General features: G+C 43.4%; 21 protein-coding genes and 1 tRNA gene. 10 read left to right on the forward strand and 12 right to left on the reverse strand.

All coding sequences use genetic code 11. The annotated features are described in order from the left end of the window. Positions 1–50: 50 nt before the first annotated feature. The 4 genes from ACP14V_RS00645 (at position 51) to ACP14V_RS00660 (ending at position 1,932) form a co-directional block, all read left to right on the forward strand. Positions 51–401 (forward strand): SnoaL-like domain-containing protein, encoded by a 351-nt coding sequence (locus ACP14V_RS00645; protein WP_136565142.1) that lies wholly within the window; start codon positions 51–53, stop codon positions 399–401. 9 nt (positions 402–410) lie between these two features. Further along, positions 411–761 carry an SPW repeat domain-containing protein gene (locus ACP14V_RS00650; RefSeq protein ID WP_272609163.1) on the forward strand — a complete coding sequence of 117 codons (351 nt, stop codon included), beginning with the start codon at positions 411–413 and terminating at the stop codon, positions 759–761. Between the two features lie 26 nt (positions 762–787). Then, positions 788–1,261: a YHS domain-containing (seleno)protein gene (locus ACP14V_RS00655; protein WP_272609164.1), complete on the forward strand. Its 474-nt coding sequence runs from the start codon at positions 788–790 to the stop codon at positions 1,259–1,261. 92 nt (positions 1,262–1,353) lie between these two features. After that, a complete protein-coding gene (locus ACP14V_RS00660; protein WP_272609326.1) occupies positions 1,354–1,932 on the forward strand; it encodes a uracil-DNA glycosylase family protein in 579 nt (192 codons plus the stop codon). On the opposite strand, the gene ACP14V_RS00665 is transcribed toward ACP14V_RS00660, so the two are convergent. From ACP14V_RS00665 to ACP14V_RS00680, 4 genes are all read right to left on the reverse strand, one after another. Next, positions 1,926–2,510: a Crp/Fnr family transcriptional regulator gene (locus ACP14V_RS00665; protein ID WP_272609165.1), complete on the reverse strand. Its 585-nt coding sequence runs from the start codon at positions 2,508–2,510 to the stop codon at positions 1,926–1,928. The two genes, ACP14V_RS00660 and ACP14V_RS00665, sit on opposite strands and share 7 nt — an antisense overlap. A 60-nt stretch (positions 2,511–2,570) precedes the next feature. Continuing rightward, the gene (locus ACP14V_RS00670) at positions 2,571–3,164 is read right to left on the reverse strand and encodes a hypothetical protein (RefSeq protein WP_272609166.1); all 594 of its coding nucleotides are present in this window, start codon (positions 3,162–3,164) and stop codon (positions 2,571–2,573) included. 80 nt (positions 3,165–3,244) lie between these two features. Next, the gene (locus ACP14V_RS00675) at positions 3,245–3,439 is read right to left on the reverse strand and encodes a hypothetical protein (protein WP_272609167.1); all 195 of its coding nucleotides are present in this window, start codon (positions 3,437–3,439) and stop codon (positions 3,245–3,247) included. Positions 3,440–3,602: 163 nt separating this feature from the next. After that, complete coding sequence (locus ACP14V_RS00680; protein ID WP_272609168.1) at positions 3,603–4,205, reverse strand: carboxymuconolactone decarboxylase family protein; 603 nt, start codon at positions 4,203–4,205, stop codon at positions 3,603–3,605. Between the two features lie 57 nt (positions 4,206–4,262). Here ACP14V_RS00680 and ACP14V_RS00685 point away from each other — a divergent pair, with 57 nt between their 5' ends. From ACP14V_RS00685 to ACP14V_RS00700, 4 genes are all read left to right on the forward strand, one after another. Continuing rightward, complete coding sequence (locus ACP14V_RS00685; protein ID WP_116216562.1) at positions 4,263–4,685, forward strand: OsmC family protein; 423 nt, start codon at positions 4,263–4,265, stop codon at positions 4,683–4,685. A gap of 59 nt (positions 4,686–4,744) precedes the next feature. Continuing rightward, positions 4,745–5,035 carry a GIY-YIG nuclease family protein gene (locus ACP14V_RS00690; protein WP_272609169.1) on the forward strand — a complete coding sequence of 97 codons (291 nt, stop codon included), beginning with the start codon at positions 4,745–4,747 and terminating at the stop codon, positions 5,033–5,035. Between the two features lie 67 nt (positions 5,036–5,102). Continuing rightward, complete coding sequence (recJ, locus tag ACP14V_RS00695) at positions 5,103–6,791, forward strand: single-stranded-DNA-specific exonuclease RecJ (protein ID WP_272609327.1); 1,689 nt, start codon at positions 5,103–5,105, stop codon at positions 6,789–6,791. Positions 6,792–6,797: 6 nt separating this feature from the next. Beyond that, positions 6,798–8,054 carry an MFS transporter gene (locus ACP14V_RS00700; protein WP_116216559.1) on the forward strand — a complete coding sequence of 419 codons (1,257 nt, stop codon included), beginning with the start codon at positions 6,798–6,800 and terminating at the stop codon, positions 8,052–8,054. Here the strand turns inward: ACP14V_RS00700 and ACP14V_RS00705 are convergent. The 6 genes from ACP14V_RS00705 to ACP14V_RS00730 form a co-directional block, all read right to left on the reverse strand. Continuing rightward, positions 8,051–8,809, reverse strand: a complete 759-nt coding sequence (locus tag ACP14V_RS00705) for a UDP-2,3-diacylglucosamine diphosphatase (protein WP_409557926.1) — start codon at positions 8,807–8,809, stop codon at positions 8,051–8,053. The genes ACP14V_RS00700 and ACP14V_RS00705 overlap by 4 nt on opposite strands. Before the next feature lie 14 nt (positions 8,810–8,823). Further along, positions 8,824–9,090: a type II toxin-antitoxin system RelE family toxin gene (locus ACP14V_RS00710; protein WP_272609171.1), complete on the reverse strand. Its 267-nt coding sequence runs from the start codon at positions 9,088–9,090 to the stop codon at positions 8,824–8,826. Beyond that, positions 9,087–9,350 carry a hypothetical protein gene (locus ACP14V_RS00715; RefSeq protein WP_272609172.1) on the reverse strand — a complete coding sequence of 88 codons (264 nt, stop codon included), beginning with the start codon at positions 9,348–9,350 and terminating at the stop codon, positions 9,087–9,089. Before ACP14V_RS00715 ends, ACP14V_RS00710 begins: the two co-directional genes overlap by 4 nt. Before the next feature lie 159 nt (positions 9,351–9,509). Then, on the reverse strand, positions 9,510–10,277 hold the full coding sequence (locus ACP14V_RS00720; protein ID WP_272609173.1) for an enoyl-CoA hydratase/isomerase family protein: 768 nt from the start codon (positions 10,275–10,277) through the stop codon (positions 9,510–9,512). 92 nt (positions 10,278–10,369) lie between these two features. Next, positions 10,370–11,704 carry an MATE family efflux transporter gene (locus ACP14V_RS00725; RefSeq protein ID WP_272609174.1) on the reverse strand — a complete coding sequence of 445 codons (1,335 nt, stop codon included), beginning with the start codon at positions 11,702–11,704 and terminating at the stop codon, positions 10,370–10,372. An 11-nt stretch (positions 11,705–11,715) separates the two neighbouring features. Then, positions 11,716–12,216, reverse strand: a complete 501-nt coding sequence (locus ACP14V_RS00730) for a GNAT family N-acetyltransferase (protein ID WP_272609175.1) — start codon at positions 12,214–12,216, stop codon at positions 11,716–11,718. A 53-nt stretch (positions 12,217–12,269) separates the two neighbouring features. Here ACP14V_RS00730 and ACP14V_RS00735 point away from each other — a divergent pair, with 53 nt between their 5' ends. Together ACP14V_RS00735 and ACP14V_RS00740 are read left to right on the forward strand one after the other, a co-directional pair. Continuing rightward, entirely contained in the window at positions 12,270–13,067 is a 798-nt protein-coding gene (locus tag ACP14V_RS00735; RefSeq protein WP_136565154.1) for a universal stress protein, read from the forward strand. Positions 13,068–13,123: 56 nt separating this feature from the next. Continuing rightward, positions 13,124–13,197: transfer RNA gene (locus tag ACP14V_RS00740), tRNA-Ala, on the forward strand. Between the two features lie 598 nt (positions 13,198–13,795). On the opposite strand, the gene ACP14V_RS00745 is transcribed toward ACP14V_RS00740, so the two are convergent. Together ACP14V_RS00745 and ACP14V_RS00750 are read right to left on the reverse strand one after the other, a co-directional pair. Next, the gene (locus tag ACP14V_RS00745) at positions 13,796–14,218 is read right to left on the reverse strand and encodes a hypothetical protein (protein WP_272609176.1); all 423 of its coding nucleotides are present in this window, start codon (positions 14,216–14,218) and stop codon (positions 13,796–13,798) included. Further along, positions 14,187–15,056, reverse strand: a complete 870-nt coding sequence (locus tag ACP14V_RS00750; protein ID WP_272609177.1) for a HEPN domain-containing protein — start codon at positions 15,054–15,056, stop codon at positions 14,187–14,189. Before ACP14V_RS00750 ends, ACP14V_RS00745 begins: the two co-directional genes overlap by 32 nt. Between the last annotated feature and the right edge of the window lie 22 nt (positions 15,057–15,078).

Raw genomic sequence — 15,078 nt, forward strand, 5'->3', positions numbered from 1 at the left:
ATTTGCCATGTAATTACAACAAAGATTGTTTAACCGTAAAAACATAGCAAATGGATATTAAAACGTTAGCTAAAGAAATGGACAGCATTGTTGCACAAGGTGCAATTGTTGAAGCTGTGGAGAAGTTTTTTGCTGAGGATGCAAACACTTCGGACTACAACCAAGTAACCACCTCCGGAAAAGCACAAATGGTGGAAAAAATGAGAGGTTTTGCAGATGCCATAGCAAAAGTAAATGGGATAGAACTGCACAGAACCTTGGTGGATGGTAATGCATCTGCATCGGAATTTACCTTCGATTTTTTGATGAAGGACAACAGCAGAGTGTACTGGCATGAAATTATTAGACGCCTTTGGAACAGTGAGGGCAAAGTAATTCATGAGGAATACTTTAACGCTTAATCCAACATCATGAACCTTAGATTTATTACACCGACCCTCCATGGGGTTGCAGACTATACCGCTGGTCTTGGATTGATCATTGCGCCATTTTTATTAGGTCTTGGCCAGTCCTCGCATATAGCAGTTTGGTTTTCGGTAGTTACGGGATTGGCAGTGTTTGTGGCCAGCTTGCTAACCGATTACAAATATAGTTTGGCACGTGTTATCCCGTTTCAAGGACATTTGGCCATAGATCTTTTGGTGGCCGTAACCTTTATGATCGTACCGTTTGTGTTTGCACTAACAGGAATAGATGCCATCTACTATTGGTTCAATGCAACGGTGGTCTTTTTAGTAGTCTCGCTAAGCGCGAGCAAATAATTATTCATTTTAAAAAAACAAGAACAATGAAGACAATTAAGAACATTTCAATTTTACTGCTAACCGCAGTTTTCATGAACACGGCTTTTGCCCAAGACAAGAAGTCCCACAACATAGACAATAGCAATATTGCATTGCAGGGGTACAGTCCTGTTTCCTACTTGGATTTGGGAATTGCCCAAAAAGGGATAAAGGAACACAAGTCTGAGCACGACAAAGTGGTCTACTACTTTACCGATGCGGAGCAAAAGAAGAAGTTCGAGAAAAACCCATCTAAATACTTGCCTCAATATGGCGGATACTGTGCTTTTGGAGTTTATGCGGGAGCCAAATTTAGGCCAGACCCCAACAAGTTTATTGTAAAGGACGGAAAGTACTTTTTGTACCTGTACAATTTGGAGCTTGATGCACAGCAATTGTGGTTGGCCGAAAACAACCATTCCAAATTGGTAAGCAAGGCCAATGAGAATTGGAGTAATCTAAAGAACACCTATAACTAGTTTTTTTCAGGTGGTTGTGTGTTGAAAATACCTCAGCATTCTTATGTTGGGGTGTTTTCTCTTTTATGTAAATTCCCGTTATGGATGTAGAAATGAATCAATTACTTTCCGAAATTAAGAATTGTTCCGTTTGCAAAGAGCACCTCCCCCTTGGTCCTAGACCAATAGTCTCTGCCCATTTAAAGTCTAAAATCGCTATCATTGGACAGGCGCCTGGCACCAAAGTGCATCAAACGGGAGTGCCTTGGGATGATCCTAGTGGAAAGCAGCTCAGAAAATGGTTGAACGTTACAGATGAACAGTTTTATGATGAGCGTTTGCTCGCACTCATCCCCATGGGTTTCTGCTATCCCGGCAAAGGAAAATCGGGCGACTTGCCACCAAGAACCGAATGTGCGCCCCTATGGCATCAACCATTGTTGGATCAAATGCAAGAGCTAAAACTAACGATACTCATTGGTCAATATGCGCAAGCCCATTATTTAGGGAATGCCAGAAAAAATACCCTGACAGAAACGGTAAGGAACCATCGAGCCTATTGGCCAGATTTTTTTGTGCTGCCCCATCCATCACCGAGGAACCGTTTTTGGTTGAGCAAAAATCCTTGGTTTGAAGAGGAAGTAATCCCTCAACTTCAAAAAGCAGTTTCCAGTATCCTAAAAAATCAATAGGAAACCGAGGCACGTAATCGGCTGAAAGTTTCAGGTTTCATGTTGAGGTAGGAGGCCAAATATTTCTGGGGGATTACTTTTAACTCATCTGGGCATCGCTGCATAAAAGCAACATACCGCTGTTCGGCAGTAAGGGTCAATAGTTCCACCTCACGGGAGAGGCGACCAAACAAGACATCCTGAAAAAAATGATGGCCCCAAGTATAAAAACGAGAATGTTTTTTGAACATGGAATCATAGTCACTCTTTGATATGGCCAAAAGCTTTGAAGGTTTCAAGGCTTCCAAAAATGTTTTTGAGGGTGTTTTTTGGATAAAGGAATCGAACGCGCCGGACGGACTCCCCGAATAGGAAAACCCCAGCACTACTTTTTCTCCTTTCTCATTTAAAAGATAAATGGCCTGAACACCATCAAGCACGATGTAAAAATAGCGTTCAATCTTGCCCGCTTCGGTGATCAGATCATATTGATCAAATGTTTTAATGGACCATAGCGACTTAAAATACCGCTCCTCTTCTTTGGTAAAATCGATATTTGGAAAGAATCCTTTTAGGATACGGGATGCTTCATCGTCCATAACAGGAATGACTTAATTGCCTTAAAAATAAGGATTATGTTGCAGCTAGAGCGAAGGTTGTTAGGTAGAAACCAAGGCTTCTTGTTGCTGAAGGATTTCATCTATCTGTACCATATGCCGTTCTAGGTGACAAATTAGAAACTCAAAGGCTTCCGGAAGATAAAAAAGGACTATAGGTCCAATGGCCGAAGGAATTTTTAGCTGGGACACCTCTTTTTTCCTGCAGAGCAAGACGGCTTCTTTGAGATGGTTGTGCAACTCAAAAAAAGTTTTGAAGATTTCTTTCGATTTTTCGTGATTTAATTGGTTGCGGTCCAAAGGAGGTTCAAACTTTTTTAAGGTCTTCATTTTCCATTTGCGAACACCTTCTTTTGGCCTTTGGCTATCAACCACCAATTTTTGCCATCTTCTAATTCTAAAACCCTCATTTTCAGATTTATTGTCTGGTAATTTGGGAATGTATTGATTGAATTTTTGTTGATAATGGCCATACGCTATATTGAGATGCACCAAGACTTCTAAAATGTTCCATGATTTACTATTCGGATGACTTGTCAACGAAGGTAACCCCAGATTTTGAAGTTGGTCAACCTTATTGAGGATGGCGTTTAATCGCTGGATGTGGTTTTCAGGGGTAAGGAGCAATTGGACCATAATAGTTCGTTTTTTGATTTCTGCAAAGGTTAAACATCATGGAAACATAAATATTGATGCAGGTCAAGAAATCCATGCTGTTATGCTTGTGATTTCAAAAATTTGATGAATGATAAAAGAGCTTCTTTGAAATATGTTGCCCCTGTATTCTTAATAAAACTTTCGGCTTGCTTAATATCAGCATTGGGATAAAGTACTTTTAGAGTAATTATTAAGAGTATTTTATTTAACCCTAAGGCATAAATTAAAAGACCAACAAAAAGAAATTCTTCCATATCAAATTATAAAAACGGCATATAATAGATTTTGTCTATACAAATATAATAAATAATATTTATTATCTATTTCTATATGATAGAACAAACCTATCAAGCTTTAAATATTTAAAAAGGGATTAAGAAGAGTAATCTAACAGCGAAGCGGTCTAACTTCTAGCATCTAGTATCTTGATCCATCATGCTTCCCCTTTTCCCAACCATGTTTGCCCAAATATTGGTCGGCACTTTCCACGGCTCCATCCTCAATGGAGGTGCCCATGGAATCGTTCCATCGGTTGAGATACCCAAATAAGGAAATCACTCCCAGCATTTCCACAATTTCCCCTTCGTTCCAATGTTGGTACAAGCGTCCCTTGATTTCGGCATTAACAGCGTTGGGTACCTGCGAAGCGGCCAAGGAAAAATCCAAAGCGGCCCGTTCCGCTTCGGAAAAAGCAGGATGGGTTCGATATTCCCAAATATTGTCCAACTGTTCCTGTTCGGCCCCATAGCGTTCCGCAGCACGTATGGCGTGGGCTTGGCAATATCTACACCCAGTGGCATTGCTGCTTACCCAAGCAATCATGCGTTTCAAGGCTGAAGTGACGCTCCCTTCATTGGCCATCACTGCTTTGTTGAGGTTGATAAACGCCTTGGAAATGGCAGGTCGGTGCTGCATGGTCAATACCGAATTAGGACAAAATCCCAGAGTTTCATTAAAGAACTCGGCAAGCTGTTTGGTTTCTTGGTCGTGATTGGGGTCTAGAGGGTTCACTAAGGCCATGGATGCGATTTTAAATTGTATTTTTGACATCTACAAGAAACAAAATTTTTTGACTCCATGACAAATCACATCACTACCAAATGGTTGGGCGGAATGGCCTTTGAGAGCAACAACCCTTCAGGGCACAATTTAAGAATAGATGCAGGACCGGATGATGGTGGGGAAGGCTCAGGCTTGCGTCCCAAGGCACTTATGTTGTCGGGTTTGGCCGGTTGTTCTGGATTGGATGTGGCTTCATTGATCAAAAAAATGAAACTTGAGGTGGACGATTTTACCATTGAAACCATTGCCAACCTCACCGATGAGCATCCCAAATACTATGATTCAGTAGTCATTGAATACCATTTTTATGGGTCCAACTTAAAAGAGGACAAACTCCAAAGAGCGGTGGACCTTTCTGTGGAGAAATACTGCGGGGTCATGGAAATGTTCAGACGGTTTGCGCAATTGGAGATTAAGACGATTTTTCATAAGAAGTAAGCAGCGTCACTTCGAGTGGTTCTGGCAAAGCCGGAATTGTATCGAGAAGTGTCAATCACATGAAATTATCGTATGTCTATATTCTAAAATGTTCCGATGGAACATATTATACAGGCGTAACCTCGGATCTTAAGAAAAGAATCGAAGAACACATTGTCGGGAAGCGTTCAACAAGTTATACTTTTTCAAGAAGACCCGTAGAATTGGTTTTTTGTGCTAAGTTTACACAAATTGAATTGGCCATTCAAAAGGAAAAACAGATAAAAAAGTGGTCAAAAGCCAAAAAGGAAGCCCTCATAAACGGTCAGTATGATGCGTTGCCCAATCTTGCCAAAAAGAAGTTTCAATAATCGGTTCTCGATACATTTCGAGCCAAGCTCGAAACACTCGAACTGACGACACCTAAAAACCAAGATGATGCGTTGGACCATAAAACCAAAACCTACCGAGCAAACCATACAACAGCTTTCCCAAGAGCTGAATGTTGACCCTCTGATTTCCCATTTGCTGATTCAAAGGGGAATTACCAATTACGAAGAGGCCAAACACTTTTTTCGTCCGAAATTGTCCCATCTGCACGACCCTTTTTTGATGAAGGACATGGACAAGGCAGTGGCCCGTATTGAATTGGCCATGGCGAACCAAGAGAATATATTGGTGTATGGCGATTATGATGTGGACGGCACAACGGCCGTGGCATTGATGAGCTCTTTCCTATTGGAAAGTTACCCTAATGTGGCCACCTATATCCCTGATCGGTATTTGGAAGGCTATGGCGTGTCCTTGAAGGGAATCGATTTTGCCGAAGACAACGACATTTCATTGATAATAGCCTTGGATTGTGGCGTGAAAGCCCTTGAACAGGTGCAGTACGCCAAGGAAAAAGGCATCGATTTTATCATCTGTGATCACCACAGACCCGGAAATTCACTCCCCGATGCCATAGCCATTCTCGACCCAAAACGGGAGGATTGCGACTATCCTTACAAAGAACTCTGCGGATGTGGTGTGGGCTTTAAACTCATCCAGGCTTTGGGTTCCCGGCAAGGGAAAACTGTGAAAGACCTTATCCCGTATCTGGATTTGGCGGCAACGGCCATAGCGGCAGATATAGTTCAGATCACGGGGGAAAACAGAGTGTTGGCGTATTTCGGGCTTCAAGTGATCAACTCCAACCCAAGGGCGGGCATCAAGGCCATCATTGATCAGGTCAGGAAAACAACTTTGACCATTACCGATGTGGTGTTCATTATTGCACCGCGGATCAATGCTGCTGGAAGGATGAAACATGGGCAACATGCTGTGGAACTGTTGACCGAGACGGATTTCAACATAGCCCAAAAATTTGCTGGAGAGATAGAATCCTTTAATACGGAACGAAGGAGTTTGGACCAAGAGATTACCGAGGAAGCTTTGCTGCAGATTCAAGAAAACGCGGAAGAGAATCGATACACCTCGGTGGTATACAATGAAAATTGGCATAAGGGTGTTATAGGCATTGTGGCTTCCAGACTCACCGAAACCTATTACCGACCCACCTTGGTCTTCACCAAAAGTGGGGAGAAATTGGCGGCATCGGCCCGATCGGTGAAAGGGTTTGACATTTACAACGCCTTAGAAGGTTGTTCCGATTGTTTGGAGCAATTTGGGGGACATATGTACGCAGCTGGACTTACCCTTTCGGAAGAGCAATACGACACCTTCAAAAAACAGTTCGAGAAAATAGTTTCAGAAACCATCGACCCTAAGCTATTGCAGCCAGAAATTTCTATAGATGCCAAAATTTCAATACATCAAATCACACCAAAACTGATGCGCATCCTAAAACAATTTGCTCCTTTTGGTCCAGGGAACATGACCCCTGTTTTTATGGCCGAAGGGGTGCAAGACACAGGCTATGCCAGGGGCGTAGGCGAAGGGGAAAAACATTTGAAAGCTTCTTTGACCCAAAACGACTCACCTCCCATTGGAGCCATAGGCTTCAACCTTGGAAATAAATTGAATCAAATCAAGGATAAAAAACCTTTTGATGCCGTATTTTCGCTGGATGAAAATGAATGGAACGGAACAGTAAGCCTTCAATTGAAATTAAGAGACATTCGCTAGACATTTATGGATCCCTACGCTGCGCTTCGTTATAAGGAGTTCAACATATTTTTGCTGGTCAGATTTGCTATGGTCTTTGCTTGGTCCATGCAGTTCATCGTTATTGAATGGCAAGTATATTCCTTGACCAAAGACCCGCTTTCTTTGGGAATCATTGGATTGATGGAGGTAATACCTGCCGTGGGTATGGCCCTGTTTGCTGGGCATGTGGTAGATCAACGGGAAAAACGAAACCTTCTGGTGACCTGCATCATCGGTTTTTCCGTGATCAGTCTGGGCCTGTTTTTATTGAGTTGGCCTGGCCTTGAGGATTCTTGGTCGTCCAAGCAGATTTTGTATTCCATTTACGCTTTGGTGTTCATGGGCGGATTGGTACGGTCTTTTTTGGGCCCCACCATTTTTTCACTGATTGCGTTGATTGTTCCCAAGAAAATCTATCCCAATGCCGCTACGTGGAGTAGTTCCACTTGGCAGTTGGCCTCTGTTTTAGGTCCAGCCTTAGCCGGATTTTCCATCAGTTGGATAGGGGTGCATTGGTCCATGTGTGTCATTTTTATGTTTTCCCTGATAGCACTTTTGTTCCTGTTTCAAATCCCAAAGAAACCCATCCTCAACCCAAAAATTGGGGAACCTGTAATGCAAAGTTTAAAGGACGGACTCAAATTTGTCTTTGGAAACAAGGCCATTTTTGGCGCCTTGACCTTGGATATGATTGCAGTATTATTTGGTGGGGCCGTGGCCTTATTGCCCATTTATGCCCAAGATATCTTGCACGTAGGTTCCGAAGGTTTTGGAATCTTGCGGGCCGCTCCGGCAGTAGGCGCGTCCTTGACCATGTTGGGTTCGACACGTTTCCCGCTGCATAGGCAGGCAGGAAAAAAACTCTTGTGGGCCGTTTTTGCTTTTGGGGTCTGTATTATTGTGTTTGGGGTCTCGGAACTCTTCTGGTTGTCCGTGGTAGCGCTGTTCTTGAGTGGTGCAGTGGACGGGGTTTCCATGATCATACGCCAGACCATTCTACAATTGAAGACTCCGGACAATATGCGGGGCAGGGTGGCTTCTGTGAATTCCATTTTTGTGGGGTCGTCCAATGAGCTGGGCGCTTTTGAAAGTGGCTTGGCCGCCAAACTTCTGGGCACTGTCACCGCGGTAGTTTTTGGAGGTTGCATGACCTTATTGACTGCAGGAACCACGGCCATAGTTTCCCCTACGTTTAGGAGACTGGACCTTCAAAAAGACATTGATGAGCATGAAAAGGACTAGCCTTCCAACTTTTCCAAGGTGAGTTTTTCTCCATCAAAAACAGCATAGGTAAAATACGAAATCCAATCCCCTAGATTGGTGTAGGTCGATTTTTCGTTGAGTTTGATTTCCATGGGAAGGTGCCTATGTCCAAAAATGAAATGGTCATAGTGTTGCTGTTCCAACTTCCGTTTGGCATACAGAATGAGCCATTCCTTGTCCTCACCCAGAAAAGTGGCGTCGGCATCACCGGAAATCACCTTGTTGTTCACGGAAAGGTGCTGCCCCAAACGAACCCCCAAATCAGGATGCAACCATTTAAAGAACCACTTGGCAACGGGATTGGTAAACACTTTCTTCATCCGTTTGAACCCTTTGTCATGAGGACCCAGGCCATCCCCATGGCCAATAAAGAATGATGTATCGTTAATGAGGTATTGTTGGGGTTTGTGATAGACGGGAATATTGAGTTCTTCCTCAAAATAACCATTCATCCAAAGATCATGGTTACCCACAAAATAGGTGATTTGGATGCCCATGTCGGAGAGTTCGGCCAGTTTTCCAAGCGTTCGGGTAAACCCTTTGGGCACAACGGTTTTATACTCAAACCAAAAGTCAAAAAGATCGCCCATCAAAAAAATGGCATGGGCATCGTGCTTAATGGAATCCAACCAAGCCACGAACTTTTTTTCCCGGGGCAGGCTGTCCTTTCGGGTGGGTGCCCCAAGATGGTTGTCGCTGGCGAAATAGACTTTTTTGCCTTTAGGAAGTAAAATATTATCCAATGGGTTTATGGAAAAAGTTTATAAATATCATTTCGTTTTACAAAACGTGACAATATTAAGGTATTGTTTTCGTAATAAAAACCGAGACGATAAGAACCTATTCGCATTCTAAAAGCGTTGGGATGTCCAGCTAATTTCTTCACCTCCTTAAGTTCATCCAAAACTTTCGCTTCTTTCATTTCGAGAATAGTAAGCTTTAACTTTTGCTTTATCTTTTTATCATTAATCTTTCTTAAATCTTTTTCAAGTGATTTATGATATTTGATTTTCATTCATCAAGGATTTTAAAAATATCATCCTCGTTTGCAAGTTCTTTATTATCTGCTTGTTGCATTAAAAGGAGAAGCCCAAGATCTTCTTTCTCATCTTCTGTAAGCTTCTCAAAACGTTCCAATTCTTTATTTTTTACATACTCAATTACAGCTTTTTCCATCAAGGCCTTCACACTCAAGTTTTCGAAAGCAGAAAGCACCTTTAGTTTTACTACAAGTGACTTGTCGACTTCAATAAGCTTTTTTACATGGTTTCCCATAAGGCGTAGTATCTAAGGTTCAGATGCTTACAAATATATAAAATATATATTATATATAAACTATCTTTTATGGCGTCTATTGCTTCGTATTCTGTTGAATACATATACCACAATCACAAAAAGGGCAAGTAGGGGGAAAACCAAATCATTCATATCATTTTATTTTTTAAATTTTTCCAAAGCTGTTTTGGTATCTGGGGAAAGGGCCAATTTTCCAGAAATTTCGGCACGTTCAGCCAATAAGTCTTCCCAATGTTCGGTTCCTTCCCAAAGGATGCGTTTCATTTCGGCCAAGGCGCTGGGATTATAGGAGGCCAATTTTTGTACATGGAAGTCCAACTCTTTGTCCATTTCCGAAATGGAGTCGAAGACCTTGGTAAACAATCCTTTTTCCATGGCCCAATAGGCGTTTTTCCACTCGGTGGGATTAAAACTGAGTTCGGCCAAGGACGCCTTTCCCATTTTTCGTTCCACGGCTGGGGCAATCACAAAGGGCCCGATCCCGATGGAAATCTCCGATAATTTAATGGCGGCATCCACCGTGGCATATACATAGTCGCACGCAGCGGCCAACCCTACCCCTCCGCCAACCGTTTTTCCTTGTACCCTCCCAATTATGGGTTTGGGACATTTGCGCATGGCATTGATCACGTTGGCAAAGCCACTGAAAAAAGCCTTCCCCTCTTCCAAATTGGAAATGGCCACCAGTTCATCAAAAGAGGCCCCGGCACAAAAAGCACGGTCCCCTTCCGATTTAAGGACAATCAACGAAACCGAATCATTCCCGGAAAGCTTGTCAAACTCCTTGGCCAGTCGTTCCAAAAGTTCAGAAACAAAGGAATTACTGGCAGGATGGCCAAATTCTACCGTTGCAACGCCGTTGTCAATCTTGGTATATAAACTTCCGTTGGGTCTGTCTGTGGGCATGATCTTAAATTATCTGATGTCTGATGTCTGATGTCTGATGTCTGATGTCTGATGTCTGATGTCTGATGTCTGATTTCAAACTAAACACTAAATTAAACGTTTTGCACCAAGGGCCTGAACTTTTGCCGGAATTTCCAGACCAAGGCAAATCCTCTGATCATCATCCATACCACAAAGGCGATCCAAATGGCATGGAATCCCCATCCGAGGTATTTTCCAAGATATAGCGCCGGGATAAAGCCCAAAAAGGTGGCCGAGAGCAGCACATTCCGCAAATATTTCATTTCACCCAGACCTTTAAAAAGCCCATCAAAAACAAAGGCCAAGGTATTCATGGGCAAGCCTAGAATAACGATGTAAAAAATACCATAAAAGGTTTTCAGGACCACGGTCTCGTTGGAAAAAAGGTGCCCAATGGGCCTGTAGAACAGAAAACCTATCAGCATAAGGACCACGCTTACCGTGAGCCCATAGAAAATGATTTTCTTGGCAAGTTCCCACAAACCATCATAGTTTTTGGCGCCCAGCAATTTTCCGCCCATGCTGTTTCCGGCGGCACCATATCCATCAATAAAAAAGGCGGCGAAGAGCCAAAGGTTTATTGCAATGGTGTGTGCTCCAATGTATTTGTCGCCAAGGGCGGTTGCCTCCCTAACCGCAATGATCAATGCGGCATTCAGTGCCAAGGCCCGCACAAAAAGGTTCAGGCTCATGAACACCAATCGGGTGAGTTCCTTGTTCAATGGGAGCACCAGCCGTAGGCTGATGTCGGTCTTTTTCAGCAAAAGGACAAACGCAATCAGGGCCATAATGGCCTGTGATATCAAACTGGCCCAAGCGGCCCCATCCAGATAAAGGGCGGGAATGTAACCGTCCACCCCATAGACCAACAAAAAATCGAGACCAATGTTGAGCACGGCACCGATCAAGGCAATCACCATGGGATAAAAAGTGTTCTGCAATCCCCTAAAAATGCCAAAAATGGCAAAGGTGAACAGGGTGAGGGGAAAGCCCCAGACCCTAATGGAATAGTAAGAAATGCAATACTGCAATATTTTCCCCGTGGCATTGAAAAGCCTAAAAATATCCTCAATGATAAAGACGGTCGATAACAGCACTACGATGCTCAACAAAATGTTGAAAAAGATGGCCTGCGCGGGCAGATGTTTCACCTCTTCCAATTTGCCGGCACCCAAATATTGGGAGATGATCGCGGAAATGGAGCTTCGCGTTTGGCCCAACACCCAGATGAGCATGGACAAAAACGACCCCACGATCCCGGCCGCGGCCAAGGACTCCAACCCGTCCACGGGAATATTGCCCACAATGGCCGTGTCCGTTATGGAAAGAATGGGTTCCGCAATGCCCGAAATGGTGGCGGGAACCGCCAGTTGGTTGATGCTTTTAAAATTGATCTGCGTGCTCAAGACGCTGCAAGTTACAGCACTAATTCATAACAATGAAAAGGATGCCCACTTTGTTTGGGAAAGAAGATATCGCCCAGCTTTTGATACCCCCGTTGCTCATAAAAACGCTGGTTCCGTTTGTTTTGTGAAAACGTATCCAACCGCACCGATACAAACCCCTGTGTTTTGGAATGTTCCTCCGCAAAATCCATCAGCTCTTGGGCAAACCCCTTGCCCTGACAGGCCGGGTCCACGCAAAGTCGGTGGATATACGTACTGTTGCCATTGGGGGTGAGCCATTCAATGGGCACATACTCCTCATCCATGTGAGTGGAAACCACAATGGCCCCCACAACGGAGCCTTCGTGCTCCTTCACATAGAGTTCGTTTCGGTCAAGGTCGTTGACAAATGCGGCCTTGTTGGGATAGTGCTCGTTCCATTGAAAAATACCGTTGGACTGCATTTTTAGGGCACAGGCCTTGGTAATGGTCAGGATATGGTCAATTTCAGATATCTTTGCGTGCCGTATCATGGATTCATTTCAATTTAATTGTAAATTTAGGGTTAAATCATAACAGCCAAATAATGAACAACATTCTTGTACCCATTGGAACATCACCGGATTCTTCACAAACTTTGCAGTATGCCGTAGACTTTGCATCGAACTTTGGCGCCAAGATCTTTGTCATGGATGTGTTCCATGTGGCCACTGGAATCGGGAGCTTGGCCAATGTGGAAGAGAAGGTTTCAAAAAGTGGCAAGGAGCATTTAAAGCTGATCATCGAAAAAGTGGACACCAAAGGTGTGGAGATTAAAATAGCCACTTATAATGGTGATATTGTTGATGGTCTGAACAGCATAAACAAGGAATTGGGCATAGACCTGATCATTATAGCACCACGGAGCAACGACATTATGGAGGAGCTTTATCTGGGGAACACATCGGGGAGGATCATTAAACAGACCAACATTCCCACTTTGATCGTTCCCAAGGGAACCGAGTTTAAGCCCATCAAAAAGGTTTTAACGGCCTTTGGCTCCGGAATCTTGAAGCGGAGCAGCATTTTGAGCCCGTTGGTGACCATAAAGAACAAATTCAGGGCAGAGGTAAGCCTTTTGTTGGTAAAACGCCCCGGGTATTCCGAGGACGACCTTAAGGTGAACACCGCCCTTATGGACCTGAGCAAGCAGTTGACCATTACCGAAAACGCCACCACCTATCTAGGGGTGATGGAACATTTTAGGAACGAACACCCGGACATGTTGTGTGTGTTCCGAAGGAAACGCGGGTTCTTTAAAAAACTATGGGAAAAGAACACCATTAGAAAGTCCGAGTTCTTTGTACCCATCCCCGTATTGGTGCTCAGCGTTAAAAAAGACTAAGCAGGCGCACTATTTTTGATAGTTTCGGAAAAAAGTATTTCCTTTGCGCTCTCTTTGGGGGATTAGCTCAGTTGGCTAGAGCGCTTGCCTGGCAGGCAAGAGGTCACCGGTTCGAATCCGGTATTCTCCACGATCAAGCGCAAGGTATTGCGTTTAAAACAAATGAAAGCCGCTCAAATACATTTGGCGGCTTTTGTGTTTTAAATGCCCATGGCCTAAGTCATGGACCTTGCATTTGCAGAACTGGATCACACGGAACAACGGGTTAATCCGGTATTCTCCACAAATAAAAAAGCACCTCAATGGAGGTGCTTTTTTATTTTCCACTTGTTTTTCTTTTGGCCTTAAAAGGTTACAACATTCGACCATTTTAAAACATACATCACCAAGACCGTACTGGCTATGCTGGTAAAGACTACACTTTGCCAGAAGTATACTTTGTTCCCCCACACCTTTAGCCATTTTTTGCCGAATGCATTTCTAACATACGCTCCAAGACCTTTATACAGGAGAAAACCCAATATTAAAAATAGTGCCGATGCTGTTGTTATTGTCCAAACGTTTTCCATTCATTCAATTTTTAATGTCCGTACTTGTATAGTGTTGCCCACACAGGACTGCACATCATGAAACCCCAAGGCGCTTCATTGAGGTAAAAGATACATAAATTTTTAAGGATTTTTATGGGTTGTTTGCCACAAGATGGAATCTTGCGGCAGCAGGGGATTTTATTTAGTTTCATACCAATTCTTGTGGTCTAAATATTTATCATATTCATCATCATTCATTTTGAATAGAATCTTTGAGAGATTCCTAATCCCAATGACTTTTTTCTTTTCCAAAAAATCTGTAATCAGAAAATTGATAGAAGGATGCTCAACATCCTCCATCTTTAAGGTTGAATATCTTTTCCTTGATTTTGGATACTGCTTCCAGAATCGTTTGTAATCGCTATAAATGTTGTCAGTTACCCTCGTGATGATTTCATTCAATAATTCAACCGGAACTTGGTTGTTGGAAACACCAATGTAGTAATCCCTAATTTTCGAGTGAAAATCTCGTTTTGGAGCAATTCTATTTTCAGTTTTCCAGAATAGCATATATCTTAAAATATCACTTTCACCTCTCCCCAATCCCTTTAATCTTTTCAAGGCAGATGTCCTCGGTCAATTGTTGTAGCTCTGCCACGCGGGCCGACAGATACTCCAGATCACCTTTGGTGATGTGGTACTCCTCCATTTTGTAACGGGCATCTATATAGGCGCGCTTCAGCAGTTCAAAGAGGCGTTTTTCCTCCTCGGTCTGGGTGGGGAAGACCGCAAAACGCTTGTCGCACATTTCCACTTTAATGCCCAAGGTCTCCAGATTGTGATCCTTGGGGCGGTAGTCCGTGAACACCAATAATATGGTGGTGTAGTAGCGCTCCGTGGCTTGGTGGAGTTGAAAGGCTGCTAAATGATAATCTTTCTCGGAAAAGTTAAACCTAAAGGTTTTGAAAAAACCATTCGCACTCGTAAACCACTGGTCAAAATGTTCTTGGGCCTTTTGTTGGCTTTCTTGGGGCGTCAAGAGTTTGGGCGTGGCCAGTTTACACTTTTCCGAGTCGTACAGCACAATGCCCTCTTTTTTAATGTCCTTAAAAAAGTAGTTGCCCAGTCGCAGGGCTTGGTTCAGGTGTTTTATACCGTGGAAAATGAGGTTCACGGGAGTACGCACTTGGCCTGTGGCGGTAAGCTCGGCCTTTACCTTGTCCTCTATCCGGAACTTTTGTTGCAGGTCCTCATGGGTGAGCACTACGAGCAGGTCATAATCGCTCCGATATTCATAGGTGATGCCCTTTTCCACATAGGTGTCCTCTACCCAGTTGCCGCGGGCGTAGCTGCCAAAGAGCAGCACCATTTCCACCTCTTTAAAGGCGGAGAGCAGGGTGGTGAGGCGGCCCAGCTCATCTTGCTTGGTTTTAGGTAGATGGTTTAAAGATTTGTTCACTCATGCAAAGTAAGAAATTATT

This window comes from Flagellimonas alvinocaridis (assembly GCF_965248585.1).
In the GTDB taxonomy this organism is placed as follows: Bacteria; Bacteroidota; Bacteroidia; order Flavobacteriales; family Flavobacteriaceae; genus Flagellimonas; species Flagellimonas alvinocaridis.

Excerpts from the sequence above, each read along its gene's own strand:
- ACP14V_RS00645 (WP_136565142.1), top strand. The coding sequence starts at position 51 with ATGGATATTAAAACGTTAGCTAAAGAAATGGACAGCATTGTTGCACAA.
- ACP14V_RS00650 (WP_272609163.1), top strand. The coding sequence starts at position 411 with ATGAACCTTAGATTTATTACACCGACCCTCCATGGGGTTGCAGACTAT.
- ACP14V_RS00655 (WP_272609164.1), top strand. The coding sequence starts at position 788 with ATGAAGACAATTAAGAACATTTCAATTTTACTGCTAACCGCAGTTTTC.
- ACP14V_RS00660 (WP_272609326.1), top strand. The coding sequence starts at position 1,354 with ATGAATCAATTACTTTCCGAAATTAAGAATTGTTCCGTTTGCAAAGAG.
- ACP14V_RS00665 (WP_272609165.1), bottom strand. The coding sequence starts at position 2,510 with ATGGACGATGAAGCATCCCGTATCCTAAAAGGATTCTTTCCAAATATC.
- ACP14V_RS00670 (WP_272609166.1), bottom strand. The coding sequence starts at position 3,164 with ATGGTCCAATTGCTCCTTACCCCTGAAAACCACATCCAGCGATTAAAC.
- ACP14V_RS00675 (WP_272609167.1), bottom strand. The coding sequence starts at position 3,439 with ATGGAAGAATTTCTTTTTGTTGGTCTTTTAATTTATGCCTTAGGGTTA.
- ACP14V_RS00680 (WP_272609168.1), bottom strand. The coding sequence starts at position 4,205 with ATGGCCTTAGTGAACCCTCTAGACCCCAATCACGACCAAGAAACCAAA.
- ACP14V_RS00685 (WP_116216562.1), top strand. The coding sequence starts at position 4,263 with ATGACAAATCACATCACTACCAAATGGTTGGGCGGAATGGCCTTTGAG.
- ACP14V_RS00690 (WP_272609169.1), top strand. The coding sequence starts at position 4,745 with ATGAAATTATCGTATGTCTATATTCTAAAATGTTCCGATGGAACATAT.
- recJ (WP_272609327.1), top strand. The coding sequence starts at position 5,103 with ATGCGTTGGACCATAAAACCAAAACCTACCGAGCAAACCATACAACAG.
- ACP14V_RS00700 (WP_116216559.1), top strand. The coding sequence starts at position 6,798 with ATGGATCCCTACGCTGCGCTTCGTTATAAGGAGTTCAACATATTTTTG.
- ACP14V_RS00710 (WP_272609171.1), bottom strand. The coding sequence starts at position 9,090 with ATGAAAATCAAATATCATAAATCACTTGAAAAAGATTTAAGAAAGATT.
- ACP14V_RS00715 (WP_272609172.1), bottom strand. The coding sequence starts at position 9,350 with ATGGGAAACCATGTAAAAAAGCTTATTGAAGTCGACAAGTCACTTGTA.
- ACP14V_RS00720 (WP_272609173.1), bottom strand. The coding sequence starts at position 10,277 with ATGCCCACAGACAGACCCAACGGAAGTTTATATACCAAGATTGACAAC.
- ACP14V_RS00730 (WP_272609175.1), bottom strand. The coding sequence starts at position 12,216 with ATGATACGGCACGCAAAGATATCTGAAATTGACCATATCCTGACCATT.
- ACP14V_RS00735 (WP_136565154.1), top strand. The coding sequence starts at position 12,270 with ATGAACAACATTCTTGTACCCATTGGAACATCACCGGATTCTTCACAA.